Origin of the sequence: Edaphosphingomonas laterariae (assembly GCF_900188165.1) — a bacterium.
In the GTDB taxonomy this organism is placed as follows: Bacteria; Pseudomonadota; Alphaproteobacteria; order Sphingomonadales; family Sphingomonadaceae; genus Sphingomonas_E; species Sphingomonas_E laterariae.
This window is the reverse complement of record NZ_FZOS01000011.1, coordinates 57,538-82,895: the sequence shown is the minus strand read 5'-3', so window position 1 is coordinate 82,895 and position 25,358 is coordinate 57,538. Positions and strand designations below refer to the sequence as shown.

Below are 25,358 nucleotides of genomic sequence, written 5' to 3'. Positions count from 1 at the left end.
GAGAATATCGCGCCTCCCTTGCGAGGCCAAATTGCGAAGCGATTCGTGAAACTGGAACGCGGCAGGCCGAACTGAACTGCGCCAGCCAAGATCAGATATTTTGTTTGTTGCGCGTTACAAACCCGCGGCCACGCGCCGCCAGGCGGGGTCGCAGCCAAGAAAAAAGCCCCGCAAAAGCGGGGCTTCATCCTTCTCGATCGCTAGATCGAAATTAGCGCCACTGGCCACCGCCAAGGAGCCAATCCCAAATATCCCAGCGAACCGGCTGATGCGAAGTACCGCGAACATGACCCGTCATATTGATGCCCCTCTCATTGCACGGGCGCGCTCAAGTGCCCGTGAGGGAGCATTTACCATTAATGTTAATGGTTAACAAGCAGATGTTTACGTCACGCCGCCGAGTGGACTGCATCGGGCAGTAGTTGCGCGAGGAGTGCCGCGACCGACATCGGCCGGCCGGTGTGATATCCTTGCACGAAGTCGCATTGCATGCGGCGTAGCTCGGCCAAAGTGGCGCCATTCTCGACGCCTTCGGCGACAACCTTGCGGCCCAGAGAATGGGCGAGCTGGATGGTCGAGTGGACCATGATCCGGTCGCCCTGCGACTTGTCGAGCATGCCGATGAAACTACGATCGATCTTGATCTCGTTCGCCGGAATCTTCTTGAGATATTCGAGCGTGGAAAGACCGGTGCCATAATCGTCGATCGACAGTTCGATGCCGAGCGCGCTCAACCGTTCGAGATTCGCGAAGGATTCGTTCTCGCTCGCCATCGCGGTGGTTTCCGTCACCTCCAGCGTCAGCAGATGCGGCGCAAGGCCATGACGGGCGAGCGCGCGTTCGACCATGCCGATCAGCCCGGGATTGTCGAGCAAGCGCACCGACAGGTTGACGGCAATGCTGAACGGCCGGCCGGCGCGATTGATCCGCGCGGCCGTGGCCACCGCATTGTCCAGGATATAAGCGGTCAGATTCTCGATGCGGCCGCTCCGTTCGGCAGCAACGATGAACTGACTGGGGAAGATCTCGCCCTTCTCGGGGTGCTTCCAGCGCGCAAGCGCCTCGGCGCCGATCACGCGATTGCTGGCGAGGTCGATCTTGGGCTGATAGGCGACCCAGATCTCGCCGCGCTCAATGGCCTGATCGAGCCGGCCGAGCAGCGACAATTTCCACTCCGCATCCTCAAGCGTCGCCGGATCGAACGTCGCCCAGCGCTGCCCTTCCTTTGCGGCATCGTCGGCCGCGACCAGCGCGCTGGCGACCCGCTGCATCAATGGGCGCGACCCATCATTGTCGACGCCGAAAGTGACGCTGAGGTCCACGAGTTGCGCCGACACCACCACCGGACTGCGGAACAGCGCGTGCAGGCCGTTGAGCTGTTCGATCAGGGCTTCTTCGCGCTGTACGGGCGCGATCCAGATGAAAATCCCCTCGTCCGCCTGATAGATAGGCGATCCGATCGCGCCGAAGCTGAACCGGCTGGCGATCTGCTCGACCAGTTCCTTCTCATATTCCTGCGGCAGCGCGGTCGTGATCTCGGCGAAATTCTGAATCCGCGCCGCGATGATCGTGCCCTTCATCGATTCGCCCTGCTGGCGCAGTGCATTGAGGTTGGGCAAGCCCGAAACCGGGTTTGTATTGCCGCGCGCCTGATAGGCCTGGCGGGCATTGCTGTAGGCGCGGACGCCAGCGACGATGCCCAGCACGGTGAGGGCCGGCATGACTTCCAGGAAGATATGCAGGCTGTCGAGGAACACCGGCCCCACCAGGAACAGACCGCAGGCGATCGCCAGAATGCCACGCGCCACGGTCCGCTGCCGGACCATCAGGAAGGCAGCGGCGAAGGCAGCCGCGAGCAGCATCGGCGGCAGCCAGCCGAGCGCAATCGGCCGGCCGGAGCGCAGCGTTTCTGCGGCCAGAACCTGGAAGAACGCACCGGGAACCAACGCGTAGCCCGGCGCATAATAATGCTCGGCGTTGCTGGATGTCTGCGCGACCACGATATCCTTGCCGCGCACCGCCGCCGCGTTCCAACGACCGGACAGGACGTCGCGGGCACTGATCACGGGCACCGTGCGGACATCGATCGAATAGTCGATCGGGAACCGGGCGCCGGCCTGCCCCGATACGTCGCTGAGCACGCTGGCGAGCGAAGGCATCGGCCGACCGCCGACATCGAGCGAATAAGGGTGCGTCCAGATCTTGCTGTCGCGGTGCACCCAGAGGTTCGTGTTGACGATTCTGGCGCTCCCGGCGAATCGCGCAATCGGCCGATTATCGACGCTGCCGCCCGAAACCATGTCGACCGAAAGGCGGGCGGGAAGCGTCACATGGCCCCGCGTCTTCACCAAAGCCGCTTCCAGCCGCGCATCATCCGCGGCCGCGCCGGGCGCCGACAGATCGAAATCGAGATGGATATTGCGGGCGTTCGCGTCGTGGAGGCGGAGCGCGATATCGCCCAGCCGTGCACGCGGCCATGGCCAGGAGCCGAACTCCGCGAGACTGGGATCATCGATCGCGACCACAACAATCTGCCCGCTGGCGGGTTCGCCATGCAGCTTGTTGCGGATCGTCTTCATCGCAAACTCAAGCGGACCGAAGAGCGATGCCGCGCCGACCAGCAGGCCAACGAGCAGCGCGGCGCAAAGTATGCGCAGATTTCGTCCTCTAGGAGACGTGTGTGGAGAGGATGGTGTCGACCCCATGCCCTGTTTCTTTGCCCGTTCGGAACAAGTTTGAACAAAAATCGTTAGCGAAACGGAAACGACCGGAATCCCGGCAGCGCACTTCCAAATCCGGCTTTCCTCCCCCTTATAGCGCCGTTAACTCACATCGGCGGACTTTGATCCGCCAAAATCGTGCGGTAAGGCTTTGATCATCCCCGATAGCTAATAGCTATGCGATGATGTGCGTGCACTGCGCGCGGCCATGTGGAGTAGTTGGGCTGGTGCGTCTGCGGACGATCATCGCGATGGTGCTGGTGCTGTGCGGTTTCGCCGCAGCGGCGAAGGCCGCGCCGACCGTGCTGCACATCAATCAGCCGCTGTGCCACATTGTCACGCCGGGCGGCCGGGCGACGCCGCCCCCGGCCGATCAGTTCCGCTGTCATGGCGAACCCGCCGGCTATCAGAGCGGAAGCCTGTGGCTGCGGGCGGACCTCAGCAAGGCCCAGCCGATCACCGATGGGCTGGCCTTGCTGACCCACCAGACGCGCTTCAGCCGGATGGTCGTGGCGTTCGATTATGCGGACGGCACAAGGCGCATTGCCGAGGTGCGCCAGGGCGCATTCGGATCGCACTGGCGGATCGGCGGGCAGATCGCCTTCGAAGCGCCCGCGCGCGATTCGCCGCTGACCGCAATGACGATCGGCTTCGATCGCCTTGCCAGCCATTCGCTGCTGCGGATGCGGCTGATGACCACCCCGACCGCCGCGACGCAAAGCTCGATCATCGCGGCCATCGTGGGGGGCGCGCTGACATTGTTGCTGCTCGGCGCGCTTTACAATCTGGCGCTGGCCCATGCCGTGCGCCGCCAGTTCATCGCCTGGCATGGCGCCTGGGCGGCATCGGTGCTGATCTGGGGGCTGTTATGGTCGCAACTGGCGCTGTTGGCCGTCCCGCAGGTGGCCGGCGCGCTCGCTTCGCAAATCTGCACCTTTCTTTCGACGCTGGCGATCGGCTGCGCCACGGCGAGCGCCATCACTTCGCTGGAACGCGGCCTGCTGCCGCGCGGCGTGCGGATCGGCGTGCTCGCGCTCGGCGGCAGCATCGCCCTGATCGGCATCCCCACCGCGATGATCCGCAGCGCGGCGATCGACATGATCGCCCCCCTGCTGGGCCTGTTGATTCTTGCCGATCTGGTTGCGGTTGCGGCCTGCATCATCTGGGCGTGGCGGCAGGGGAGCAGCGAGGCGCGCGACTTCGCACTCGCCTGGGCGCCGCCGATGGCGACATTGGCGCTGACCCAATTGGTCGATATCGACGATCAGCTCTTTGGCGGCGGATCGCAGGTCGCCGTGCTGATCGCATCCGCCCTGCAAACCGCGTGGCTCTCGGTCGCGATCACCCGCCGGCTCGCCCGGTTGCGGGCCGAGCGCGACAATGCGCGCGCCGCGCAGCGGGAACTGGATGAACTGGCGCGACGCGATTCGCTCACCGGACTGCTCAACCGTCGCGGCTTCATCGCCGCCGCCAACGACGCCCTGGCCGAAGCGGCGGCGGAGGGAAGCGCGTTCGGGCTGCTGCTGATCGACGTCGACCATTTCAAGTCGATCAACGATCGCTTCGGCCACGATGTCGGCGATGCCGTATTGAAACGCATCGCCGAACGCCTGCGCCAGTGGGAAGGCGATATCTGCACCGCCGGGCGGCTGGGCGGCGAGGAATTCATCCTGGCGATGCGCGGGCTGGGCAGCCGATCGCTGGCCGAGTTCGCCGATTGCGTGCGGACCGGCATTTCAGGCCACAGTTATCGCGATATCCTGCCCGAAGGGGCCGGCGTGACGGTGAGCATCGGCACCGCCGACAGCCGTGGCGGCGACAATTTCCACCGGCTCTACAAGATTGCCGACGAGGCGCTCTACGAAGCGAAGCGCACGGGCCGCGATCGCGTCGTCAGCGGCAATGTCGACGCCGCCAAAACCATCACCGCCATGGCCAGCCGGCGCGCCTGACGGCCGCGATCAGCGCTGCGGCAGATCGAACAGGCCGGCCAGCTGCTCCACCATCGTGCCGCCGAGCTGCTCGGCATCCATGATTGTCACCGCGCGCGCATAATAGCGCGTCACATCATGGCCGATGCCGATCGCGACCAGTTCCACCGGCGAGCGATTCTCGATCCACGCGATCACCTGGCGCAGATGCTTTTCAAGATAGGAGCCGCTGTTCACCGACAGGGTGGAATCATCGACCGGCGCGCCATCGGAGATCACCATCAGGATCTTGCGTTCCTCGACCCGGCCGATCATCCGGTTGTGCGCCCAGAGCAGCGCCTCACCGTCGATATTTTCCTTCAGCAACCCCTCGCGCATCATCAGGCCCAGCGATTTGCGGGCATGGCGATAGGGCTCGTCGGCGCGCTTGTAGACGATGTGGCGCAGATCGTTGAGCCGCCCCGGCGATGGCGGCCGGCCGTTGGCCAGCCATTTTTCGCGCGATTGCCCGCCTTTCCAGGCGCGCGTGGTGAAGCCCAGAATCTCGGTCTTCACCCCGCAGCGTTCGAGCGTGCGGGCCATGATGTCGGCCGAAATCGCCGCGATCGAGATCGGCCGGCCGCGCATCGACCCCGAATTGTCGATCAGCAGCGTCACCACCGTATCGCGGAAATCGGTCTCGCGCTCGATCTTGTAGGATAGCGAATGGGCCGGGTTGATGACGACGCGGGCCAGTCGCGCGGCATCGAGCAGGCCTTCTTCCTGATCGAAATCCCAGCTGCGATTCTGCTGCGCCATCAACCGCCGCTGCAGCCGGTTCGCCAATTTGGTGACCGCGCCCTGAAGGTGGACGAGCTGCTGATCGAGATAGGCGCGCAGGCGGACCAGTTCCTCCTCGTCGCACAGCTCCTCGGCGGTGACGACCTCGTCGAATTCCTCCGCATAAGCCTTGTAATCGAATTGCGGGCCGGGATCGGCGGGCGGACGATTGGGGCGGACGGGCATCGTGCCCTGTTCGCCCTCGTCGCCCATGTCGCTTTCCATCTCGGACAGCGATTCCTCGTCCATGTCGACGCTTTCACCGTCATCGTCGGCATCGGCGCTGGCTTCGGCACGCGATTCCATCGGCGCGTCGGTCTGGCCGGACCCATCGTCCTGCTGGTCCTCGCCATCGTCGCCCTGATCCTGGTCGTCGCCCTCGCCTTCCTCACCGCTTTCCTGCTCGTCATCGGGCTGCATCTCGCCTTCGACGAGTTCCAGATCCTCGAGCAGGCGGGTGGCAAGCCTGGCGAAAGCGGCCTGATCGTCGAGCGTCAGGCCCAGCGCATCGAGATCGTGTCCGGCCTTTTCCTCGATCCAGTCGCGCACCAGCGACAATCCATGGCGTGCCGCTTCGGGCGGGGCATCGCCGGTCAGTCGTTCGCGGACCATGAGGCCGAGCGCGGAGGACAAAGGCACCTCGTCGCGCGAGCGGGCACGGGTGAGCGGATCGGATTTCAGCCGCACGTCGAGCGCGCTCGCCAGATTCGCCCGCACGCCCTGCATCGCGCGCGCGCCCAGCGCCTCGACGCGCGCCTGTTCGATCGCGTCGAAAGCGGCGCGCGCCACGGCTTCGGCGGGCGCGTTGCGCTGGTGGAGCGCGGCATTGTGGTGACGCAGGCGCAACGCCGCTCCGTCGGCAAATCCACGCGCCTCGGCAACCTGATCGGCCGGCAGCGAGCGCGCGGGCATCGGCACCTTGATCGCCTTGCCCAGCGATTGCGGCGCATCGGCCGAATAGCCGACCTCGACCTCGGGTTCATGCGCGATCGCGCGCGCCGTTCCGCCGAGCACCTGGCGGAACGCCTCAAGCGGTGTCTGCTGGCTCATAATTCGGGATTCCCGCGATCGCGGGCGACCGCGATCGTCTCGATTTCGGTGCGCACCTCGGTCATCAGCTTGTGCACCGGGCAGCGGCCGGCGACGCCGACCAGCTTGTCATGCTGTTCGTCGGTCAGCGGACCGCCAAGCGCGATGCGCGTCTTGAGGCGATAGACGCCCTGCCGTTCCTCGCTGGCATCGCGGCTCACGCCCACGCGGATATCTTCCACCGGAATATCGTTGCGCTGCGCGTACCACAGCATCGTCAGCGCCTTGCACGCGCCGATCGCCGCATCATAGAGGTCATGCGGATCCGGCCCCTCGCCCTCCGGCGGAGTCAGATCGGCGACGATCTCGTGCAGGCCGATGGAGATGCGGTGCGCGGTGCCGTCCGGCGCGATGCGTTCGACGACGATCATGGCTGCTCCCTGCCCTAATGAACGGAACCGACCCGCCGCGCCGCATCGGGCGCGGCGGCCAGCTCCCGACGATCATGCCTTGCCGACGACGCTTTCGGGCAGATCCTTGCCGAACACGCGCTGATAATATTCAGCCACCAGCGGCCGTTCCGCCTCGTCGCACTTGTTGAGGAAGGACAGGCGGAAGGCGAAGCCGACATCGTTGAAGATGAGCGCGTTCTGCGCCCAGGAGATCACCGTGCGCGGCGACATGACGGTGGAAATGTCGCCGGCGACGAAGCCCTGGCGGGTCATGTCCGCCACCTTCACCATATTCTCCACCACCTTCTTGCCATCGGGCTTGTCATATTCGCCCGACTTGGCGAGCACGATCTGCGCCTCGGTCGCGGCCGGCAGATAGTTCAGCGTCACCACGATGTTCCAGCGGTCCATCTGGCCCTGGTTGATCTGCTGCGTGCCGTGATAAAGCCCCGTCGTATCGCCCAGGCCCACCGTGTTGGCGGTGGCGAACAGGCGGAAATGCGGGTTCGGGCGGATCACCCGGTTCTGATCGAGCAGCGTCAGCTTGCCTTCAGTTTCCAGCACGCGCTGGATGACGAACATCACGTCGGGGCGGCCGGCATCATATTCGTCGAACACCAGCGCGGTCGGCGTCTGCAGCGCCCAGGGCAGCAGGCCTTCGCGGAACTCGGTCACCTGCTGGCCGTCGCGCAGCACGATCGCATCGCGGCCGATCAGGTCGATACGGCTGATATGCGCGTCGAGGTTGATGCGGATGCACGGCCAGTTGAGCCGTGCGGCCACCTGTTCGATGTGGCTGGATTTGCCGGTGCCGTGATAGCCCTGCACCATGACGCGGCGGTTGAAGGCAAAGCCCGCGGCGATCGCCAGCGTGGTATCCGGATCGAACACATAGGCCGGATCGAGATCGGGCACGCGTTCATCCGCTTCGGAGAAGGCCGGCACCTCCATGTCGCTGTCGATGCCGAAGACATCGCGCACCTTCACCATCTTGTCGGGCGCGTCGAGCACCGGCGCGGCGCGGCTATCGGGCTGGATGTTCGGCAGATCGGACATGGCACTACTCTCGAACGGAATCAGGCAAAGGCGGGAGCCGCCTTCAGATGCGTATAGGCGCTGATGACGTCCTGCAAAGCCTTCTCATGTGTCCGGTCCCCACCATTGCGGTCAGGATGATAGCGGCGGACAAGTTCCGTATAGCGTTTGCGGATCGCCTTCAGATCGGCCTCGGCGGTGAGGCCCAGCGTTTTCAGCGCGCGGCGATCGGCATCACCCAGCGGCCGGCCATCGGGGCGCACCTGCCGCGCTTCGGCGAAGCGCGCGCTGATCGCGTCCAGCGGATCGACGAAATCGCCCCAGCGCGGGCCGGCGGAGCCGCCAGCGGCGGAAAAGGCCCGCGTCTCGCGCTCCCAGCCGGCAAAGGGCCGCTGCGCCTGCTCGATCTCGTCCGACGACATGCCGTCGAAGAAATTATAGCCCGAATTGAACGCGCGGACATGTTCGAGGCAGAGCCAGCGCCAGTCGCCGGGGCCGTCGAAGCTTGACCGGGCGGCGCCGGGCGCGCGGAATTCGCCGCGCTCCATGCAGCCGGGATGCGCGCACATCTGCTCGCCCGAGCCGATCCGCCCGTGGAACCGATCCTGCCTGCGCTGCGTGTTCCCGTCCGCCAACTTCGCCTCTGCTCCTTCGCGCCGATCCGGCTATATAGGCGCCATGACCGATATTCCCAGCCGCCCCGGCCCCGTCGCCGCCGAGATCGCCCGCCTCCTCACCGCCGCCTTGTCGCCCGCGCATCTCGCCGTGATCGACGACAGCGAAAAGCATCGCGGCCATGCCGGCCATGATGCGCGCGGCGAATCGCACTTCACCGTCGAAATCGTCGCCGCCGCGTTCGAAGGGCAATCCCGCGTCGCCCGCCAGCGCGCCGTGAACGCGGCGCTGGCCGAACTTCTGCGTGAACGTGTCCACGCGCTGGCGATCAAGGCGCGCGCGCCATCCGAACTGGCGTGACCGCGCTCCGCCGCCAGCGCTTCGCTTTGCCGACCGGCGTCGAGCTGGACGTCACGCTGGGCGGGAATGGCGGCGGCGGCGCTGACGGCGACACCGGCGATCCCATCCTCTTCCTCCACGGCTTTCCCGAATCGGCGCGGACGTGGCGGCACCAACTGGCGGACCTCGCCACCGATCATGTCGTCGTCGCGCCCGACCAGCGCGGCTTCGCCCGATCGTCCAAGCCACGCCATGTTGAGGATTATGCGACCGACCTGATCGTCGCCGACGCGATCGCGCTGGCCGATGCGCTCGGGCTAGCCCGCTTCACGCTGGTCGGCCATGATTGGGGCGGGGCGGCAGCGTGGGCGGTGGCGCTCAAGCATCCCGACCGCGTGGCACGGCTCATCATCGCCAACGCCCCGCATCCGTTGATCTTCCAGAAAAGCCTGATCGACGACCCCGCCCAACGCGCGGCCTCGCAATATATGCGCGCCTTCCGCGATCCGGCCATCGAGGCGCGGACCGCCGAATGGGGAATCGAGGGCTTCTATGCCCGCAGCTTCGAGGCGCATGTGCCGGCCGGCTTGGTCGATGCGGACGAACGGGCGATCTATCTCGACCAATGGCGCCAGCCCGGCGCGCTGACCGCGATGCTCAACTGGTATCGCGCCTCGAAAATCATCGTGCCAGCCATGGGCGAGGAGGTGGAGCGGCCAGCGTGGATCGACCAGCCCTTCCCGAAGCTCGCCATGCCTACGCTCGTGATCTGGGGAATGCAGGACAAGGCGCTGCTCCCCTGCCAGCTCGACGGGCTGGACGCGCTGGTGCCCGACCTCCGCATCGTGGCGGTAGAGGACGCCGGCCATTTCGTGCCGTGGGAGAGGCCGGATGCGGTGACGGCGGCGATCCGGGCGTTTTTGGCGGAGAGAGCGCGCGCGGATTGAGCGGAATGGCAGGGGGCGGCGCCATTGCGGCCATCGGGCCAAGCAAGTTAACTCTGCTTAGGCTGGGTCGCTAGCATGCTGTTCAGGATTTCGCTCACATCAGTATCCACCTTTAGGTCGCGCGTGGAATGCACACAGTACAGGCCAGCCCCCACCACTGCTTGGGTTTCAGGATGGCCAAAGAAATGTGGAGCGAGCTCACGTAGATAGCGCGGCTCCGTTATGCTGAAGTTGGCGGTCGACTTGTCGACGCATTTGTACAGCGCGTGTGCAACAAGATCGGCCAGTTGCAGAAGCGGCTCCTCGCCCTTTTCCTTCACTGCTATTTTGTCGATGTCGATATGCTGCAGCCATTTTGTGCTCGAGTGCTGAGGGCTGGACTGACATTTCCTCAGCAGATTTTTCATCTTATCGTAATCAACGTTTGCTTTCTCAAAGATTATATCGAGATTTTCCGGCGGAATCTTGCGCACCTGCATGAACCACCCAACGCGCTCCAGCAAATACTGAGCACATTTATTGTAGTACTTGCTACTGTTATCGGATATCTCCGCCTTATAATTTCCGAGAGTATCTTTTTTCGATATAACCCCGAACAGCCTCATTCTTATTTTCGTGATCTCACGGACAAAAAGAAGAAGTTGATAGTGATTCAATTGAGAGCAATGAAGCGATTTTTTGCGGACCTTATCTCTGATTTTGCCCAGAGCGTCTTCGCAAGCCTCTCGAGATTCATTGCTGATGAGTGAAGCGCCCAAGGTCATGTATGGTGAAGCGCCACCCGACGTTTCAGAGCGAATCTTTCCAATTCCAGCTTCACCGCTTTCATCAATGAAGATTGTGAATCGATCTTGCATCGTAATGACATAGCGAAGACGGATGCTCTCATACAACGCTCTCTCACCCCCGATCAAACGGACTGAGACGGACTCGATAGAGCCGGAACGCGCGGTCGAGCCTGCGCCGTCCCCCGCCCATTCGCCATGCCGCCATTGCGCCCGCCTGCCCGCGCCAGTAAAGCCGCCCACGTCATGGCCGAGCCGATCATCATCGCTATCCCGAAGGGACGCATCCTCGTCGAGACGCTGCCGATGCTGGCGCGCGTCGGCATCGTTCCCGAAGCCGCTTTTTCGGACGAGGACAGCCGCGCGCTGCGTTTCGCCACCAACGATCCCAATATCGGGCTGATCCGGGTGCGCGCGTTCGACGTCGCGACCTTCGTCGCGCATGGCGCCGCGCAGATCGGCATCGTCGGATCCGACGTGCTGGACGAATTCGATTATTCGGAAATCTACGCGCCGGTCGATCTCGGCATCGGCCGTTGCCGGCTTTCGGTGGCCGAACCGGTGGAAATGGCCGCTGAGGACGATCCGCGCGAATGGAGCCATGTTCGCGTCGCGACCAAATATCCCGAACTGACCCGCCGCCACTTCGCCGCGCGCGGCGTTCAGGCCGAATGCGTCAAGCTCAACGGGGCGATGGAAATCGCGCCGGTGCTCGGCCTTGCCAGCCGTATCGTCGATCTCGTGTCGTCGGGCCGGACGCTCAAGGAAAACGGCCTCGTCGAGGTCGAGACGATCTGCGAGGTATCGGCCCGCCTGATCGTCAACCGCGCCGCGTTCAAGACGCGCGCCGCCGAAATCGCGCCGCTGGTCGAAGCCTTCCGGGCGCTGGTGGCGGAAGGGGCGAAGGATGCCGCTTAGGCTCGACACGCGCGACGCGGGCTTCGTCGCCGCGTTCGACGATCTGGTCAACGCCCGGCGCGAAGCGGACGATGACGTCTCGCGCGCAGTGTCCGCAATCCGTGCCGAGGTGCGCGAGCGCGGCGATGGCGCGTTGAAGGATCTGACCGCGAAGTTCGACGGCCATGATCTCGACATCACCGGCTGGCAGGTGCCGCGCGCCGAACGGCAGGCCGCGCTGGCGGCGCTTTCGCCCGATCTGCGCGCCGCGCTCGAACTCGCGGCCGAACGGATCACCGCCTATCACGTCGCGCAAAAGCCCACCGACAGCGAAACTATCGATGCCGCCGGGGTTCGCATGGGCGCGCGCTGGCGGGGCGTGGATGCCGCCGGCCTCTACGTGCCGGGTGGCCGCGCCGCTTATCCGTCGTCGGTGCTGATGAACGCGATCCCGGCGCGGGTCGCCGGCGTCGGCCGCCTCGCGATGGTGACGCCAACGCCCAGGGGCGAAACCAATCCGCTCGTGCTCGCCGCCGCCGAGATTGCCGGCGTGGACGAAATGTGGCGCGTCGGCGGTGCGCAGGCGATCGCCGCGCTCGCTTACGGCACCGATCGGATCGCACCGGTGGACGTGGTCGTCGGCCCCGGCAACGCCTGGGTGGCCGAAGCCAAGCGCCAGCTTTACGGCGTCGTCGGCATCGACATGGTGGCCGGCCCGTCCGAAATCGTCGTGGTCGCCGATGCCGCCAACGATCCCGCATGGATCGCCGCCGACCTGTTGAGCCAGGCCGAGCATGATCCGACCAGCCAGTCGATCCTGTTCACAGACGACGCGGCCTTCGCCGATGCCGTCGCCGCCGAGGTCGATCGCCAGATCGCGACACTCGCCACCGGCGCCACCGCGCGGACGAGCTGGGACGCCAATGGTGCGATCATCCTCGTCACCGATCTCGCCGCCACGCCGGCATTGGTCGATCGCCTCGCGCCCGAACATCTCGAACTGGCGGTCGCCGATCCCGAGCCGCTGTTCGCCGCCGTGCGCCACGCCGGATCGGTGTTCCTCGGCCGCCACACGCCCGAAGCCGTCGGCGATTATGTCGGCGGGCCGAACCATGTGCTGCCCACGGGGCGGCGCGCGCGCTTTTCGTCCGGCCTGTCGGTGCTCGATTTCATGAAGCGGACCAGCTTCCTCGCCTGCGATGCGGCCTCGATCGGCAGGATCGGCCCGGCGGCGGTGGCGCTGGCCGAAGCCGAGGGCCTGCCCGCCCACGCCCGATCGGTAGCGGTAAGATTATGACCAAGACCAACGAACGCTCCCGCGCACGCTCCGCCGCGCGCCTTTTCGCCGTGCAGGCGCTCTACCAGCACGAGATGGAAAAGACCCCCATCCCCAAGCTGCTCGACGAGTTTCACCAGCACCGGCTGGGCCGCACGATCGAGGACGTGACCTACGCGCATGCCGAGATCGATTTCTTCGACGATCTCGTCCGCGGCGTCGACGCGCGGCGTGAGGAGATCGACGCCGCCATCACCGGCAAGCTCGCCGCCGGCTGGTCGCTGGAACGGCTCGACAAGCCGATGCGCCAGATCCTGCGCGCCGGCACCTATGAACTGATCGCGCGGATCGACGTGCCGACCGCGACCGTGATCAGCGAATATGTCGACGTGGCCGACGCCTTTTATGACAAGCGCGAAAAGGGCTTCGTCAACGGCCTGCTCGACGGCGTGGCCAAGGCGGTGCGCGGCTAGAGCGTTTTCCAAGCAGGTGGAATCACCTGCTGACTCGGAAAACGCGGTAAACCAAAAGTTTAGAGCATTCGAGCCGACGCAGTCGGATCGGAAAATGCTCTAACCAGCCGCGCCGTCGGTCTAAACGCGCGCCGGTGGCGCTCGCCCCTCGCGGGCGGGCGCGCTAGACCGACGAGATGACCCGCGAATCCGATTTCATCGCCGCCCTGCGCGCCATCGCCACGCACCCGGCCGCGCGCGGGCTGGCGGATGATGCCGCAGTGCTGCCGCTGTCCGGCGATATCGTGCTGACCCACGACATGCTGGTCGAAGGCGTGCATTTCCTGCCCGGCGATACCGCGCAGGATGTGGCGTGGAAGCTCGTCGCGGTGAACCTTTCCGATCTGGCCGCCAAGGGCGCCGTGCCGGTCGGCCTGCTAATGGGCTATGGCTTTGCCGGCGGACCGGGCTGGGACGCGGATTTCGCGGCCGGGCTGGATCACGCCGTCCGCGCCTTTGCCGTGCCGCTGCTGGGCGGCGACACGGTGGCGATGCCCGCCGGCGCGCCGCGCACGCTGGGGCTGACCGCGATCGGCCAGGCCCCCGCCGGCGGAGCGCCTTCGCGCGCGGGCGCGCGGGCGGGCGACGATCTGTGGGCCACGGGAACGATCGGCGATGCCGGCCTCGGCCTCGCCATCGCGCTGGGCGATCGCACGGGCCCTGCCGCGCTGCTCCGCCGCTATCACCGCCCGCAGCCGCGCCTCGCCTTTGGCCAGGCCATCGCAACCAGCGTCGCCGCCATGGCCGACATATCGGACGGGCTGCTGATCGACGCCGGCCGGATGGCGACGGCGAGCGGGCTGGCCATCGCCGTGGACCTCGCCGCCATTCCCTTGTCCGACGATCTTCTGTCCATCCAGCCCGACAATCGCCCCACGCGGATCGCCGCCGCAACGGCAGGCGACGATTATGAGCTTTTGTTCGCAGCCCCTCCATCGGCGGAAGCCGCGATCCGCGCGATCGCCGCCGAACATGGCCTGCCAGTCGCGCGGGTCGGCGCCTTCACGGCCGGCACCGGAATCGCCCTGCGCGATGGCGCGACAGCGGTGGCATTGCCCGGCCGGCTTGGCTTCGAACATGGCCCGGTCGCCTGAACCACGGCCCGGAAAGCCCGCCCGATCAATTCGTTACGGCTCGTAAACGGCTTCTTAGGTGATCGGCGCTAAACCGGCGCCATGAAGTGTGTTGCGTGGCTTTGGTCTTTCCTGATGCTGGCCGGCATTGTTTTCGCCGCCAGCCAGGGAAGCAGCCTTGGCCTTTGGGTGCCGCGCAATCTTCTGCTGGGCATGGCCTTCTCCGCGATCGTCGCTTTCCCGCCGCTGTGGCGCACGGGTGGCCCGCTGGCCGATAGCGGGCTGCCGGGGATGAGCCGCGCGCTCCTCGCGCTGGCGCTGCCCGCGATCTGCGGGCTGGTCGGCACCGCTTACGGGCTCGACGCCTTCATCCACCCCGCCATCGCCTGAAGCCGCTGGCGCCACGGCCGGCCACGTCCTAAATCCGGCCAGTGACCAACCAACCAACCGATCAGCCGACCGACCGCTTCAACGAAGAAAAATCCGTCTACACCGTGCGCGGATCGGACAAGCCCGATCTGGAAGCCGGCGTGGCCGCGATCCGCAACGTGCTGAAAACGCTTCCCGTGCGGCCGGGCGTCTATCGCATGCACGATACCAAGGGCGATGTGCTCTATGTCGGCAAGGCGCGCGCGCTGAAGAACCGGGTCACCAACTATACCCAGGTCGCCCGCCTGCCCCGGCGGCTGCAGCGGATGGTGGCGCAAACGCGGTCGATGACGATCGTCACCACCAATACCGAGGCGGAGGCGCTGCTGCTCGAAGCGCAGCTGATCAAGCGTTATCGCCCGCCCTACAACGTGCTGCTGCGCGACGACAAAAGCTTCCCCTTCATCCTGCTGCGCGAGGATCACGCCTTTCCGCGCGTGCAGAAGCATCGCGGCGCGCGGCGGGCCAAGGGGCAATATTACGGCCCGTTCGCCAGCGCCGGCTCCGTCACGCGCACGCTCAACGCGCTGCAAAAGCTGTTCCTGCTGCGAAGCTGCACCGACAGCTTCTTCGCCAATCGCGATCGGCCCTGCCTGCTCTTCCAGATCAAGCGTTGTTCGGCGCCGTGCGTCGATCGGATCACGGCCGACGATTATGCCGAACTGGTGGACGACGCGAAGGCGTTTCTGGCCGGCAAGTCGACCGAGGTGCAGAAGAAGCTGGGCGAGGCGATGACCGCCGCGGCGGACGCGATGGATTTCGAACTGGCCGCCGTCTACCGCGATCGCCTGCGCGCGCTCACCTTCATCCAGTCCGCCCAGGCGATCAATGCCGAAGGCGTGGGCGATGCCGACGTGTTCGCGCTGGCCGCCAAGCAGGGGCTGATCGGCATCCAGGCCTTCTTCATCCGGGGCGGGCAGAATTGGGGGCATCGCAGCTTCTTCCCCGCGCACACCGCCGACGTGCCCGAGGGCGAGGTGCTGGAAAGCTTCCTGATGCAGTTTTACGAGGACGTGCCGCCGGCGCGGCTGGTGCTGATCGATCGGTCGCTGGCCGACGAGACCGGGCTGATCGAGGAGGCCTTGTCCGAGCGCGCCGGGCGCAAGGTGACGCTCAAGGTTCCGCAGCGTGGCGAACAGCGCAAGCTGATGGAACAGGCGCGCCGCAATGCCGAAGAAGCGATCGACCGCCGGCTGGCCGAATCGACCACGCAGGGCCGCATCTTCCAGGAAATCGCCGATCTGTTCGAACTGGACGAGCCGCCGAACCGCATCGAGGTGTACGACAACAGCCACATCATGGGCACCAACATGGTGGGCGCGATGATCGTCGCGGGGCCGGAAGGCTTCCGCAAGAGCCAGTATCGCAAGTTCAACATCAAGCGCCCTGAAACGACGGCGGGCGACGATTTCGCGATGATGCGCGAAGTGCTCGAACGCCGCTTCGCGCGGCTGGAAAAAGAAGACCCCGATCGCACCGGCGGCGAATGGCCCGATCTGCTGCTGATCGACGGCGGCAAGGGGCAGGTATCGGCCGTGTGCCGCGTGCTGCAGGAATCGGGGGTCGAGGACGTGCCGGTGGTCGGCATCTCCAAGGGGCCGGACCGCAATGCCGGGCGCGAACATTTCCATCTGCCCGATGGTCGCGAATCCATGCTGCCGCTCAATTCACCGACGCTTTTCTACCTGCAGCGCATCCGCGACGAGGCGCACCGCTTCGCCATCGGCGCGCATCGGGCGAAGCGCGCCAAGGCCTTCACCGCCAGCCCGCTGGACGAAGTCCCCGGCATCGGCCCGGCGCGCAAGAAGGCGCTGCTGATGCACTTCGGCACCGCCAAGGCGGTGCGCGGCGCGGCGCTCGAAGATCTGGAACGCGCGCCCGGCGTGTCGAAGGCGATGGCGCGCGCGATCTGGGATTTCTATCATCCCGAGGCGTGAGCACCGGCGGCTTCCAACCGGGAGGTCATGCTGAACCTGTTTCAGCATCCATCGCCGCAACCACCGATAACGGGCCAAGCGGCAGTCGGTGCCGGCGCTCGTCAGTTTGGCCCGGAATGGCACGTCGAGTCGTAGCGATTCATCCCGGTCCACACTAGAGCAGTTTCCGATCCGACTGCGTCGGCTCGAATGCTCTAGGCTTTTTGTTTGCCGCGCTTTCCGAGTCAGCAGGTGATTCCACCTGCTTGGAAAGCGCTCTAACGTCCCCTTATGCACCTCAGCGCCACCGCCATCGTCTGCGCCGTCCTTGCCCATGGCGAACATGGCGCCGTCGCGCGGCTGATGACGCCCGAGGATGGGTTGCTGCCCGGCTATGTGCGGGGCGGGCGATCCCGCCGTCTGAAGCCCGTGCTGCTGCCCGGCAATATCGTGCAGGCCGAATTCCGCGCGCGGAGCGAGGACCAGCTGGCCCAGTTGACCGTGGAACTGGTCCACAGCCGCGCGGGATTGCTGGGTGAACCCCTGGCCGCCGCCGCGATCGAATGGGCGACGGCGCTCACCGCCGCCACGCTTCCCGAAGGCCAGCCCTTCCCCACGCTCCACGTCGCACTCGACGGCCTGATCGCGGCGATCGAGGCCGCGCCGTCGGCGCGCGGCTGGGGCTCGGCGCTCGTGCTCTATGAATTGCTGCTGCTGGGCGAAATCGGCTTCGGGCTGGATCTGTCCGCCTGCGCCGTCACCGATGCGCGCGACGACCTGATCTATGTCAGCCCCAAAAGCGGCCGCGCGGTCAGTCGCGTGGCCGGGCAGGATTATCGCGATCGCCTGCTGCACCTGCCCCCGTTCATGGCCACCGGCGGCCCGGCGCGCGACTGGGCGGATATCCATGACGGGCTGAAGCTGACCGGCCATTTCCTTGGCCGCGACGTGCTGATCGATCGCCGCGCGCCCCTGCTCGCCGCGCGCGAACGCCTGATCGATCGGATCAAGCGGCTGAGTTGACGCTTGCGGAACCCGCGTTCGCGGTTAGGCTCCATCGCAAACACAGCATGGAGGATTGCCATGGCACGCGCCTGGAGCCTGAAATCACGTCCCGCCGGCCTGCCCGGCCCAGAGCATTTCGAACTGGTCGACATTGCCGATGCGCCGCTGGCCGACGGCGAAGTCCGCGTCCGCAACAGCTGGCTTTCGGTCGACCCCTATATGCGCGGCCGGATGAACGACGTGAAAAGCTATGTGCCGCCGTTCAACCTCAACGAGCCGCTCGGCGGCGGCGCGGTGGGCGTGGTCGAAGAATCGCGGGCGGAAGGATTCGCGCCGGGCGATCGGGTGCTCCACATGCTCGGCTGGCGCGACGTGGCGACCGGCCCGGCGAAAGAATTCACCAAGCTGCCCGCCGGCGGCGCGCCCGATCAACTGTTCCTCGGCCTGCTCGGCATGCCGGGCATGACCGCTTATTTCGGCCTGCTTTCGGTGGCCGAGGCCAAGGCCGGCGAAACCGTGTTCGTATCGGCCGCCGCCGGTGCCGTGGGGTCGGCCGTGGTGCAGATCGCCAAGCTCAAGGGCATGACGGTGGTCGGATCGGCCGGCGGCGCGGACAAATGCGCGCTGGTCCGCGATCTCGGTGCCGATGCGGCGATCGACTACAAGGCCGAAGGCTCGCTGATCTCCAAGCTCAACGCCGCCGCGCCGCAGGGCATCGACGTCTATTTCGACAATGTCGGCGGCGATCATCTCGATGCCGCGCTGGCGCTGGCCCGCGACAATGCCCGCTTCGCGATGTGCGGCATGATCGAAAGCTATAATTCCCTGGAACCGCTGTCGCTGCGCTACGCCATGCGCATCGTCGGCGCGCGCCTGCGCCTGCAGGGCTTCATCGTCATGGATTTCTTCCACCGCATGGCCGAGTTCCATGCCGAAATGGGCGGCTGGGCCGCCGCCGGCAAGCTCAAGAGCCCCGAAACGGTGCGCGACGGGCTGGAAGCCACGCCCGATGCGTTCCGCGCGCTGTTCAGCGGCGGCAACACGGGCAAGATGCTCGTCCGACTCTGACGGCCTCGCGTCCACCCACGAAACCACAAAAGGAAACGCCGCCCCGGTACTGGACCGGAGCGGCGTTTCCTTTGTTCGCAGGCTTGTACGATCAGTTCAGGCGGGCCGAACCGATCCCCGCGATCGTCTGGTCGACGAGCGCCTTATCGGCGGCAGCGTCATGGCCCTTGGCAATCAACTCCGCCGCAGCGGCAGACGCGGCGGCAGCGGCCTTGGCACGGACCTCGGCGATCGCCGTGCGTTCGGCCGCGGCGATCTTGTCCTCGGCCATCTTGCCGCGACGTTCGATCAGCGCGCTCGCATCGGCCTTCGCCTTGGCGACGATGCCTTCGGCCTCGTCACGGGCGTGGGCGATCATCGCATCCGCCTCGCTGGCGGCCGCGGCGGCCTTGCGCTCATATTCGGCCTTCAGCGCCTCGGCTTCGGCCCGCAGGCGCGAAGCTTCGTCCAGCTGCACGCGGATCGACGCGATCTTCTTGTCGAGCGCGCCGCCGATCAGCGCCGGCACCTTCTTCCAGACCATCAGGACGATGACGACGATCATCGCCAGCGCCACCCACGCCGTGGCATTCATGCCAAGCGCCGTGGGATCGACATGATGTTCGGCAGCGGCACCTTCATGCGCCAGCGCAGCCGTGGTGTTGCCGTGCAGTTCGGCGGCGTGAGCGAGGTTATCGGCCACGAGTTCGGAGCCGGCGTCCTGCGCCATGGTGTGTGCCTCCTCAGCCATTGGCCAGGGCGGCCTTCACCGCGCTGGCGGCCTGATCGCGGCTGACCGCCACGCCCGAGACCTTGGAAACGATCTCCTGCGCCGCATCGGCGGCGACGTCCTCGATCCCGGCAAGCGCCTGTGCCTGGGCGGCCGCGATGCGGGCATCCGCATCGGCGGTTTTGGCGGCAAGCTCCGTGTCGGCGGCCTTGACGCGCTGTTCCGCCTCGACGGCGGAAGCCGCCTTGGCTTCCTGCGTCGCCTTCTGCGCGGCGGCGCGGGCAGCGTCGATCTTGGCGCGATAGTCCTCTTCGGTCTGGTCCGCGTCGGCATGCGCCTTCTTGGCCGCCTCGAGATCGTCGGCGATCTTGCGGTCACGGGCTTCCACGGTCGCCTCGATCTTGGGCAGCATCGCCTTGCCGATACCGAAGTAGATCAGGCCGAAAACGATGAGCAGCCAGAAGATCTGGGACGCATAGGTCTCAAGAATCTGGGCGATCTGAGGCATGGGAAATCCCGCTCGAAAATTGGGAGGGGCCGGACGGGTCCGGCCCCGGACAGTCTGTTAGGCGACGAACAGCAGGATCATCGCAACGACGAACGCCAGCAGGCCGAGAAGTTCGGCGGCGGCGAAGCCGATGAACAGGCGGCCCTGCTGGCCGTCGGCAGCGGCCGGGTTGCGCAGCGCGCTCTCGAGGAACGAGCCGAAGACGTTACCCACGCCGAGCGCGGCGAGGCCCACACCGATCGCGGCCAGACCGGCACCAACCAGCTTCGCGGCTTCTGCGTCCATGATAAACTCCCTTGTCGAAATCGTTAGAAGGTTAAGAACAAACTCAGTGCAGGTTGATCGCGTCGTTCAGGTAGAGCGACGTGAGCAGTGCAAAGACATAGGCCTGGATCGCGCACACCAGCAGTTCGAGCAGGGTGATACCGATCATCAGGATGAAACTGGGCAGCGAAACGATCGCCGCGATACCGGCACCCGCGTTCAGCCCGTTGATCACGAAGCCGGCGAGAACCTTGAGCAGGATGTGCCCCGCCGTCATCGCCACGAACAGTCGCAGACCGAGCGAGAAGGGGCGGATCAGGAACGAGAACAGCTCGATCAGGAAGATCAGCGGAATCATCGGCACGGGGGTGCCGTGCGGGATGAACAGCGAGAAGAAGTGCAGGCCATGCTTCGCGAAGCCGACGATCAGCACGATCGAGAAGCTGATGATCGCCAGAACGCCGGTGACCGTCAGGTGGCTCGTCACCGTGAAGGCGTGGAGCCCGGGGACGATGCCGATCGGCATCATGCCGACCAGGTTGGCGACGAGGATGAACATGAACAGCGAGAACACATAAGGCGTGAACGCCTTGCCCTTCGGGCCGATGTTCGCGTGCATCATGTTCGAAATGAAGCCGGTGAAACCTTCCACCGCGGCCTGCCAGCGGCCGGGGATCAGCGCACGCTTCATGCCGCCAAGCATGAACACCCAGATCAGCGCCAGGGTAACCACCATGAACAGCGCCGAATTGGTGAACGCGATATTATAGCCCGCGATCTCCCAGGTCCGACCGAACAAAGGTTCGATCAGGAACTGGTGCATCGGATCGATCTTGCCGCCTTCTGCCGCCACCGCTTGGCCCCTGTTTATGCGCCAAGCGCCCGAATCACTCCGGGCGCTCGTTTGAAATCCGTATGATATTCCTGAAGCCGACACCGATTCCGAGGAACAGCATCGCCAACAGTATCCAAGGCGTGGTGCCCAGCCAGCGGTCCAAGACCCAGCCGACCAGTGCGCCCACCGCAGGCCCCGCTATCAGTTCCGCCAGCACGCGATTCCCTTGGGAATAGCCCTTTCCGGGCTTCGCCTGCTTGGTGGCGGTCCTGTCCCGTTCCGCTTCCGCGGCAGCTTTCAATCGCTGTTGCAGCGATGTGAGCCGCGCGTCTTCGACACTGGGCGGATCCTGCCCGGGTTCGTCCTTCGCCATGTCATCCCCTCTCCCTTCGGAGCGCGCGACAGACATGCCGACGAGCGACCCCGCCAAGGCGAGGCCCCTTTAGGAAGGGGGGTCGCCCAAGTCAACCGCGGGGGTGCGCCTTCGCTTGCCGATCAGCCGCAGTTGCCCGGCAGCGCGATCGGGCTGGCATCCTTCACCCGCCACACGCCATCGGGCAGCAGATAGGCCTGGCCCGGCTTCACGCGGTTGCGCAGCGTCTGGCAGCCGATCGTCGCCGCCCATTCGCGCAGCGCCACGCCATGCTTGGCCGCCTGATCGGTATAGGCCGCGCGCCGCTTGATGTTGAGCGCCTCCACCGCCGAACGGATGTCGCCGCCCACCGGCTTGGCGATGCCCATATAGCCATCGGCCTGCTCGCCCACCTGGCCGCTGGCAATGGCCGCCGAAAGCGCCGCATCCTGCGCCATGGCGATTCCCGCGACGCCCAGCGCGAGGGCGGCAGCGGCACCGATGAGCGACAGCTTGGTCTTGCGTGTCATTGCGGGAACAACTCCGGATTTTCGGTGATGAATTCCTGCGCGTCCTTTTGCAGACGCACCACCACTTCCTGCTTCACGTTCACGTTCAGGTTGATCTCGATCGGCTTGTCGGGCGCCTTCACCTGGATGCAGCCCCCCGCGAGCAGCGCCATGCCGCCGCAGAAAATCACACGCATCCCCGTCATCAACATCCCCTTGCTTCGTTCGAGATCGAACGCCTCTATCACGAAGATCATCGCTTATCTTCGCTTTCCTGCGTCTGAACGGGCTTGGGCGAATCGCCCGGCTTCTGATTGCGAATCAGGGCGGTGGGATCGATGAAATTGCTCGCCGTGCTCACCAGCCCGCGGAACGGCGCCCGCACCGTGATGTTGAAGCGGAACGGCAGGCCGGTCAGCTCCTCCGCCATGCCTTCCAGCTTCTCGCCGCCAATCGGCCGTTCGTTGATGCCCGTGAACAGGATTTCACTGACGATTTCGCCGTCGAGATTGCCGTCCAGCCGGATGGCCAGATTGTCGTATCGCATGGATTTCAGCGCATCGAACGCCATCTTGCCGAAGGTGCCTAGATCCTCATTGCTGAGTTCGCCGACATAAGCGAGCGTGCCGCCGCCTTCGCGGACCTTGAGCAGCCCGTTTTCGATTCGGCCGCCCGAATCGTCGAACACCATCGGCAGGGTGCCGTCGAAAATGCCGGTGCCGGCGATGTTCTCGAACTCGAACTGCTGGATGAACTGCGCGGCATCCAGCCCCGCCACCCGAAAGGTCATATGACGCGCCACGGGCTGGGCGAAATCCATCACCGTGGGCTCCAGAAACAGCTCACCGCCCGAAAACGGCCAGCGCCCGCCCTCGACGCGCAGCTTCTGGCCGGGGAGCAGCTGGTAACGGATCAGGCCGTCGGTCACCGCGACGCCGGGATTCACCTCGGCCAGCCGCACCTCCTGCCCCGGCGGGGTTTCAAGCCCGAGCAGATCGGAGAAACGGATTTCGCCGGCCAATCCGCGCACGGGGCCGAAGGCGGCCGCCAGATCGAGCGAATCGGTGCGGAAGGCGCCCGTGCTGGTGACGCCGGCATCATTCCAGTCGATTCGCCCTTCACCGCGCACCGTGCCTTCGACATTGGCGACGACGCCAAAGGTCAGCCGGGTCAGCCTTTCGGGCTGCAGAGCCCGGCCGAAGGTGATGCCGGGCACATCGAGCAGCGCGGTGCCGCGCGCCTTGGCCAGATCATGGTCGATCCGCACGGCGGCCACGGCGACATTGGTCTCGGGCTGGCGCAACTGGCCGGTGGCGTGGATGCGGCCGTCGATCAGGCTCAGCCGCACGTCATCCGAAATCAATGGCTCGAAACGCGGGTCGGCGGCCGCATCGGCAACCTTGAGCCGGCCGGTGAGGCTGAGATCGGCATTGGCCAGCCGCCAGTCGCCCTGCCCTTCGGACAGCAGCAGCGGCACGGCGCCGATCTGCCCGGCAGCGCCTTCGAATCGGCCCGCCAGCCCCCGCGCATCCGCCTGCCCGGTGAGCCGGTCGACATCCAGCCGGCTGACCGAATCACCCGCGCCCAGCCGAATCGCCACCGTATCGGCAATGAAGCCGGGGCGGCCGATGTCGAACCCGAAGCGGCGATTGACGATGGTAAGCGGCGCACCGCCGACATGGCCCGCAAGCTTCAGGCCGGGAATCGCCCCGCCCCCGCCAACGCCGCCATCGGGCGCGATCGTCACCAGCGCCTTTCCGGTCGGGCACAGCGGCAGCCGCGCCGGAGCAAGGCGAATGCCCGCGACCGCAAGCGATTCGAAGGAAAGCGGCGCGCAGGCGGTGTTGAGTGCGATCGCGCCATTGCCCCCGATCCGCGCCGTCAACGGCATCGCCAGCCCCCGCACGGCGCCATCGCCCAGCGGGCCATCGAGCGTCGCCGCCGTCTGCACGCGATAGCTGCCGCCATCGGCGTCGATGCGGATCGGCGCCAGCGCCAGCCGCGCGCCACCGGCCGCGATCGGCGCCACGGTGAAGCGTCCCTCGCCCCCGCCACCGGCGATGGCCAGCCGGCCGGCAATCTCGGGCAAGCCGCCGCCAGCCAGCCGCAAAGCGCCGTCGGCCGTGATGCCTGCGGCCGAGGACCAGCCGATTCCCTTCCCGTCGCGCAGCGTCAGCCGCGCGGCCGTTGCCGATTCGAGGGCGATGTCACGCAGGTGCACATCGGTCGTCCGGCCATGGCGGAGCAGCAGGCGCGCCTTGCCATCCACGTCGCCGCTGGCGCCGGCCAGCGCGTCGACCAGCGGCGGGACGAGCGGGGCGACCGGGCTGCCGGCCAGCGCCCCGCGATAATCGCGCAGGCTGGCACGCAGATCGGCGGGTGCGGCGGCATCGACGAAGCCGATATCGCCTTCCAGCCCGCCCTCGCCCGCATCGAGATCCGCCGCGAACTTGCCCACGAAACGCCAATCCTTGGCGGTGACCGAAGCGATCTGCCCGTTGGCGGCGAGCAGCGACACATCCCCTTCGGCATCGCCAAGATCGCCCGCCAGCTTCAGCCGGGCGCGGCCCTTCACCTGCCCCAGCCCGCCCGCGCCATCACAGGCCAGCGAGCCGAGATCGACCGGCCCGTCGAGCGCGATACCCGACTTCGCGGTCCGCACCTCCGCCGCGATCAGCAGGCCGACCGCATTGCAATCCCCGGCGGAAAGGCGCGGGGCATGGAGCCTGAGCCGGCCACGAAAGTCCCGGGCGAGATTGCCCTGCCCGTCGAGCGCCAGGCCGATCCGGCCGGCCGGCGTTTCCAGCCCGAGCCGGGCATCGTCCAGCGCGACGCGCAGGTCGGGCAGCGCGAACGGGGCGCCCGTCGGCGCCGGCATCAGCCTGTCGAGACTGCCCAGGTTCAGCTTGCCATCGACCAGCCGGCCATTGAGGCGCACGCCGCCGGCACGCACTTCCACCACCTGCGGGCCACCAAAGCCCCAGGCGAGCCGCAGTTCGGCCCAGTCGGCAGTCAGATCGGGCCGGGCGGGATCGCCGAGCGAAACATCCTCCAGCCGCTGCGTGAACGGCCCGAGCGCGGCGATGCGATAGCGCGCCGGCAAGCCACGTTCGGCCAGCGCCCGATCGACATAATGTTCGGCGATCGGCCGACGCTCGAACCACAGCACGCCCAGCACGACCGCGGGGAGCGCCAGCCCGGCCGCCAACCGCTTGATCCGCTTGGGCGGGCGCACCGTTTCGCCTTCATCCATCCGCGCCATCTCTAGCGCGACGCGGCCGCCTTGGGCCAGCGCGATTCGGTTGCGCCGCCGTCACGACCCATGCACAGTCC

General features: G+C 66.2%; 25 protein-coding genes. 11 read left to right on the top strand and 14 right to left on the bottom strand.

Annotated features, from left to right (window positions below; translation table 11 throughout):
• Positions 1–389: 389 nt before the first annotated feature.
• On the bottom strand, positions 390–2,705 hold the full coding sequence (locus tag CHB74_RS11690) for an EAL domain-containing protein (protein ID WP_089219821.1): 2,316 nt from the start codon (positions 2,703–2,705) through the stop codon (positions 390–392).
• A 242-nt stretch (positions 2,706–2,947) separates the two neighbouring features.
• On the opposite strand from CHB74_RS11690, the gene CHB74_RS11685 reads away from it, so the two are divergent.
• Positions 2,948–4,672 (top strand): GGDEF domain-containing protein, encoded by a 1,725-nt coding sequence (locus CHB74_RS11685; protein ID WP_245842854.1) that lies wholly within the window; start codon positions 2,948–2,950, stop codon positions 4,670–4,672.
• 9 nt (positions 4,673–4,681) lie between these two features.
• Here the strand turns inward: CHB74_RS11685 and cobT are convergent, their stop codons facing one another.
• From cobT to CHB74_RS11665, 4 genes are all read right to left on the bottom strand, one after another.
• A complete protein-coding gene (gene cobT, locus CHB74_RS11680) occupies positions 4,682–6,520 on the bottom strand; it encodes a cobaltochelatase subunit CobT (protein WP_089219820.1) in 1,839 nt (612 codons plus the stop codon).
• A complete protein-coding gene (locus tag CHB74_RS11675; protein ID WP_089219819.1) occupies positions 6,517–6,930 on the bottom strand; it encodes an OsmC family protein in 414 nt (137 codons plus the stop codon). The genes cobT and CHB74_RS11675 overlap by 4 nt, the downstream gene beginning before the upstream one ends.
• Positions 6,931–7,002: 72 nt before the next feature.
• Complete coding sequence (cobS, locus tag CHB74_RS11670) at positions 7,003–8,007, bottom strand: cobaltochelatase subunit CobS (protein ID WP_089219818.1); 1,005 nt, start codon at positions 8,005–8,007, stop codon at positions 7,003–7,005.
• Positions 8,008–8,027: 20 nt separating this feature from the next.
• A complete protein-coding gene (locus CHB74_RS11665) occupies positions 8,028–8,555 on the bottom strand; it encodes a J domain-containing protein (RefSeq protein ID WP_425442270.1) in 528 nt (175 codons plus the stop codon).
• Positions 8,556–8,664: 109 nt separating this feature from the next.
• Between CHB74_RS11665 and CHB74_RS11660 the strand changes: the two genes are divergently transcribed.
• Together CHB74_RS11660 and CHB74_RS11655 are read left to right on the top strand one after the other, a co-directional pair.
• Entirely contained in the window at positions 8,665–8,961 is a 297-nt protein-coding gene (locus CHB74_RS11660; RefSeq protein ID WP_089219816.1) for a BolA family protein, read from the top strand.
• Entirely contained in the window at positions 8,958–9,887 is a 930-nt protein-coding gene (locus CHB74_RS11655) for an alpha/beta fold hydrolase (protein WP_089219815.1), read from the top strand. Before CHB74_RS11660 ends, CHB74_RS11655 begins: the two co-directional genes overlap by 4 nt.
• Before the next feature lie 47 nt (positions 9,888–9,934).
• Here the strand turns inward: CHB74_RS11655 and CHB74_RS11650 are convergent, their stop codons facing one another.
• Positions 9,935–10,915, bottom strand: a complete 981-nt coding sequence (locus tag CHB74_RS11650; protein WP_144033777.1) for a DUF3800 domain-containing protein — start codon at positions 10,913–10,915, stop codon at positions 9,935–9,937.
• Between the two features lie 3 nt (positions 10,916–10,918).
• Here CHB74_RS11650 and hisG point away from each other — a divergent pair, with 3 nt between their 5' ends.
• The 8 genes from hisG (at position 10,919) to CHB74_RS11610 (ending at position 18,848) form a co-directional block, all read left to right on the top strand.
• Positions 10,919–11,590: an ATP phosphoribosyltransferase gene (gene hisG / locus CHB74_RS11645; protein ID WP_089219860.1), complete on the top strand. Its 672-nt coding sequence runs from the start codon at positions 10,919–10,921 to the stop codon at positions 11,588–11,590.
• Positions 11,580–12,866 (top strand): histidinol dehydrogenase, encoded by a 1,287-nt coding sequence (gene hisD / locus CHB74_RS11640; protein WP_089219813.1) that lies wholly within the window; start codon positions 11,580–11,582, stop codon positions 12,864–12,866. Before hisG ends, hisD begins: the two co-directional genes overlap by 11 nt.
• Positions 12,863–13,318, top strand: coding sequence for a transcription antitermination factor NusB (gene nusB / locus CHB74_RS11635; RefSeq protein ID WP_089219812.1), 456 nt, complete (start codon positions 12,863–12,865; stop codon positions 13,316–13,318). Before hisD ends, nusB begins: the two co-directional genes overlap by 4 nt.
• Before the next feature lie 176 nt (positions 13,319–13,494).
• A complete protein-coding gene (gene thiL / locus CHB74_RS11630) occupies positions 13,495–14,451 on the top strand; it encodes a thiamine-phosphate kinase (RefSeq protein ID WP_089219811.1) in 957 nt (318 codons plus the stop codon).
• A gap of 168 nt (positions 14,452–14,619) precedes the next feature.
• The gene (locus CHB74_RS11625; RefSeq protein ID WP_218821424.1) at positions 14,620–14,820 is read left to right on the top strand and encodes a hypothetical protein; all 201 of its coding nucleotides are present in this window, start codon (positions 14,620–14,622) and stop codon (positions 14,818–14,820) included.
• Between the two features lie 41 nt (positions 14,821–14,861).
• The gene (gene uvrC, locus CHB74_RS11620) at positions 14,862–16,796 is read left to right on the top strand and encodes an excinuclease ABC subunit UvrC (protein ID WP_089219809.1); all 1,935 of its coding nucleotides are present in this window, start codon (positions 14,862–14,864) and stop codon (positions 16,794–16,796) included.
• A 270-nt stretch (positions 16,797–17,066) separates the two neighbouring features.
• Entirely contained in the window at positions 17,067–17,798 is a 732-nt protein-coding gene (recO, locus tag CHB74_RS11615; RefSeq protein WP_089219808.1) for a DNA repair protein RecO, read from the top strand.
• A 60-nt stretch (positions 17,799–17,858) separates the two neighbouring features.
• Entirely contained in the window at positions 17,859–18,848 is a 990-nt protein-coding gene (locus CHB74_RS11610) for an NADP-dependent oxidoreductase (RefSeq protein WP_089219807.1), read from the top strand.
• A 91-nt stretch (positions 18,849–18,939) separates the two neighbouring features.
• On the opposite strand, the gene CHB74_RS11605 is transcribed toward CHB74_RS11610, so the two are convergent.
• The 8 genes from CHB74_RS11605 to CHB74_RS11570 all read right to left on the bottom strand — a co-directional run bounded on the left by CHB74_RS11605 (position 18,940) and on the right by CHB74_RS11570 (position 25,287).
• Positions 18,940–19,557 (bottom strand): F0F1 ATP synthase subunit B family protein, encoded by a 618-nt coding sequence (locus CHB74_RS11605; RefSeq protein WP_089219806.1) that lies wholly within the window; start codon positions 19,555–19,557, stop codon positions 18,940–18,942.
• Between the two features lie 13 nt (positions 19,558–19,570).
• Entirely contained in the window at positions 19,571–20,065 is a 495-nt protein-coding gene (locus CHB74_RS11600; protein ID WP_089219805.1) for a F0F1 ATP synthase subunit B family protein, read from the bottom strand.
• A gap of 57 nt (positions 20,066–20,122) precedes the next feature.
• Complete coding sequence (locus CHB74_RS11595; protein WP_089219804.1) at positions 20,123–20,350, bottom strand: F0F1 ATP synthase subunit C; 228 nt, start codon at positions 20,348–20,350, stop codon at positions 20,123–20,125.
• Between the two features lie 43 nt (positions 20,351–20,393).
• Positions 20,394–21,182, bottom strand: coding sequence for a F0F1 ATP synthase subunit A (locus CHB74_RS11590; protein WP_089219803.1), 789 nt, complete (start codon positions 21,180–21,182; stop codon positions 20,394–20,396).
• A 34-nt stretch (positions 21,183–21,216) separates the two neighbouring features.
• Complete coding sequence (locus tag CHB74_RS11585; protein ID WP_089219859.1) at positions 21,217–21,537, bottom strand: AtpZ/AtpI family protein; 321 nt, start codon at positions 21,535–21,537, stop codon at positions 21,217–21,219.
• Between the two features lie 122 nt (positions 21,538–21,659).
• Positions 21,660–22,046, bottom strand: coding sequence for a YdbL family probable chaperone protein (locus tag CHB74_RS11580; RefSeq protein WP_089219802.1), 387 nt, complete (start codon positions 22,044–22,046; stop codon positions 21,660–21,662).
• Positions 22,043–22,222 (bottom strand): YnbE family lipoprotein, encoded by a 180-nt coding sequence (locus CHB74_RS11575; protein ID WP_179220822.1) that lies wholly within the window; start codon positions 22,220–22,222, stop codon positions 22,043–22,045. The genes CHB74_RS11580 and CHB74_RS11575 overlap by 4 nt, the downstream gene beginning before the upstream one ends.
• Positions 22,223–22,278: 56 nt before the next feature.
• Positions 22,279–25,287, bottom strand: coding sequence for an intermembrane phospholipid transport YdbH family protein (locus CHB74_RS11570; RefSeq protein ID WP_089219801.1), 3,009 nt, complete (start codon positions 25,285–25,287; stop codon positions 22,279–22,281).
• Positions 25,288–25,358 lie beyond the last annotated feature (71 nt).

Coding starts and splice junctions, on each gene's coding strand:
- CHB74_RS11690 (WP_089219821.1), bottom strand. CDS start 2,705: ATGGGGTCGACACCATCCTCTCCACACACGTCTCCTAGAGGACGAAAT.
- cobT (WP_089219820.1), bottom strand. CDS start 6,520: ATGAGCCAGCAGACACCGCTTGAGGCGTTCCGCCAGGTGCTCGGCGGA.
- CHB74_RS11675 (WP_089219819.1), bottom strand. CDS start 6,930: ATGATCGTCGTCGAACGCATCGCGCCGGACGGCACCGCGCACCGCATC.
- cobS (WP_089219818.1), bottom strand. CDS start 8,007: ATGTCCGATCTGCCGAACATCCAGCCCGATAGCCGCGCCGCGCCGGTG.
- CHB74_RS11665 (WP_425442270.1), bottom strand. CDS start 8,555: ATGTGCGCGCATCCCGGCTGCATGGAGCGCGGCGAATTCCGCGCGCCC.
- CHB74_RS11660 (WP_089219816.1), top strand. CDS start 8,665: ATGACCGATATTCCCAGCCGCCCCGGCCCCGTCGCCGCCGAGATCGCC.
- hisG (WP_089219860.1), top strand. CDS start 10,919: ATGGCCGAGCCGATCATCATCGCTATCCCGAAGGGACGCATCCTCGTC.
- hisD (WP_089219813.1), top strand. CDS start 11,580: ATGCCGCTTAGGCTCGACACGCGCGACGCGGGCTTCGTCGCCGCGTTC.
- nusB (WP_089219812.1), top strand. CDS start 12,863: ATGACCAAGACCAACGAACGCTCCCGCGCACGCTCCGCCGCGCGCCTT.
- thiL (WP_089219811.1), top strand. CDS start 13,495: ATGACCCGCGAATCCGATTTCATCGCCGCCCTGCGCGCCATCGCCACG.
- recO (WP_089219808.1), top strand. CDS start 17,067: ATGCACCTCAGCGCCACCGCCATCGTCTGCGCCGTCCTTGCCCATGGC.
- CHB74_RS11610 (WP_089219807.1), top strand. CDS start 17,859: ATGGCACGCGCCTGGAGCCTGAAATCACGTCCCGCCGGCCTGCCCGGC.
- CHB74_RS11605 (WP_089219806.1), bottom strand. CDS start 19,557: ATGGCGCAGGACGCCGGCTCCGAACTCGTGGCCGATAACCTCGCTCAC.
- CHB74_RS11600 (WP_089219805.1), bottom strand. CDS start 20,065: ATGCCTCAGATCGCCCAGATTCTTGAGACCTATGCGTCCCAGATCTTC.
- CHB74_RS11595 (WP_089219804.1), bottom strand. CDS start 20,350: ATGGACGCAGAAGCCGCGAAGCTGGTTGGTGCCGGTCTGGCCGCGATC.
- CHB74_RS11585 (WP_089219859.1), bottom strand. CDS start 21,537: ATGGCGAAGGACGAACCCGGGCAGGATCCGCCCAGTGTCGAAGACGCG.
- CHB74_RS11580 (WP_089219802.1), bottom strand. CDS start 22,046: ATGACACGCAAGACCAAGCTGTCGCTCATCGGTGCCGCTGCCGCCCTC.
- CHB74_RS11575 (WP_179220822.1), bottom strand. CDS start 22,222: ATGCGTGTGATTTTCTGCGGCGGCATGGCGCTGCTCGCGGGGGGCTGC.
- CHB74_RS11570 (WP_089219801.1), bottom strand. CDS start 25,287: ATGGCGCGGATGGATGAAGGCGAAACGGTGCGCCCGCCCAAGCGGATC.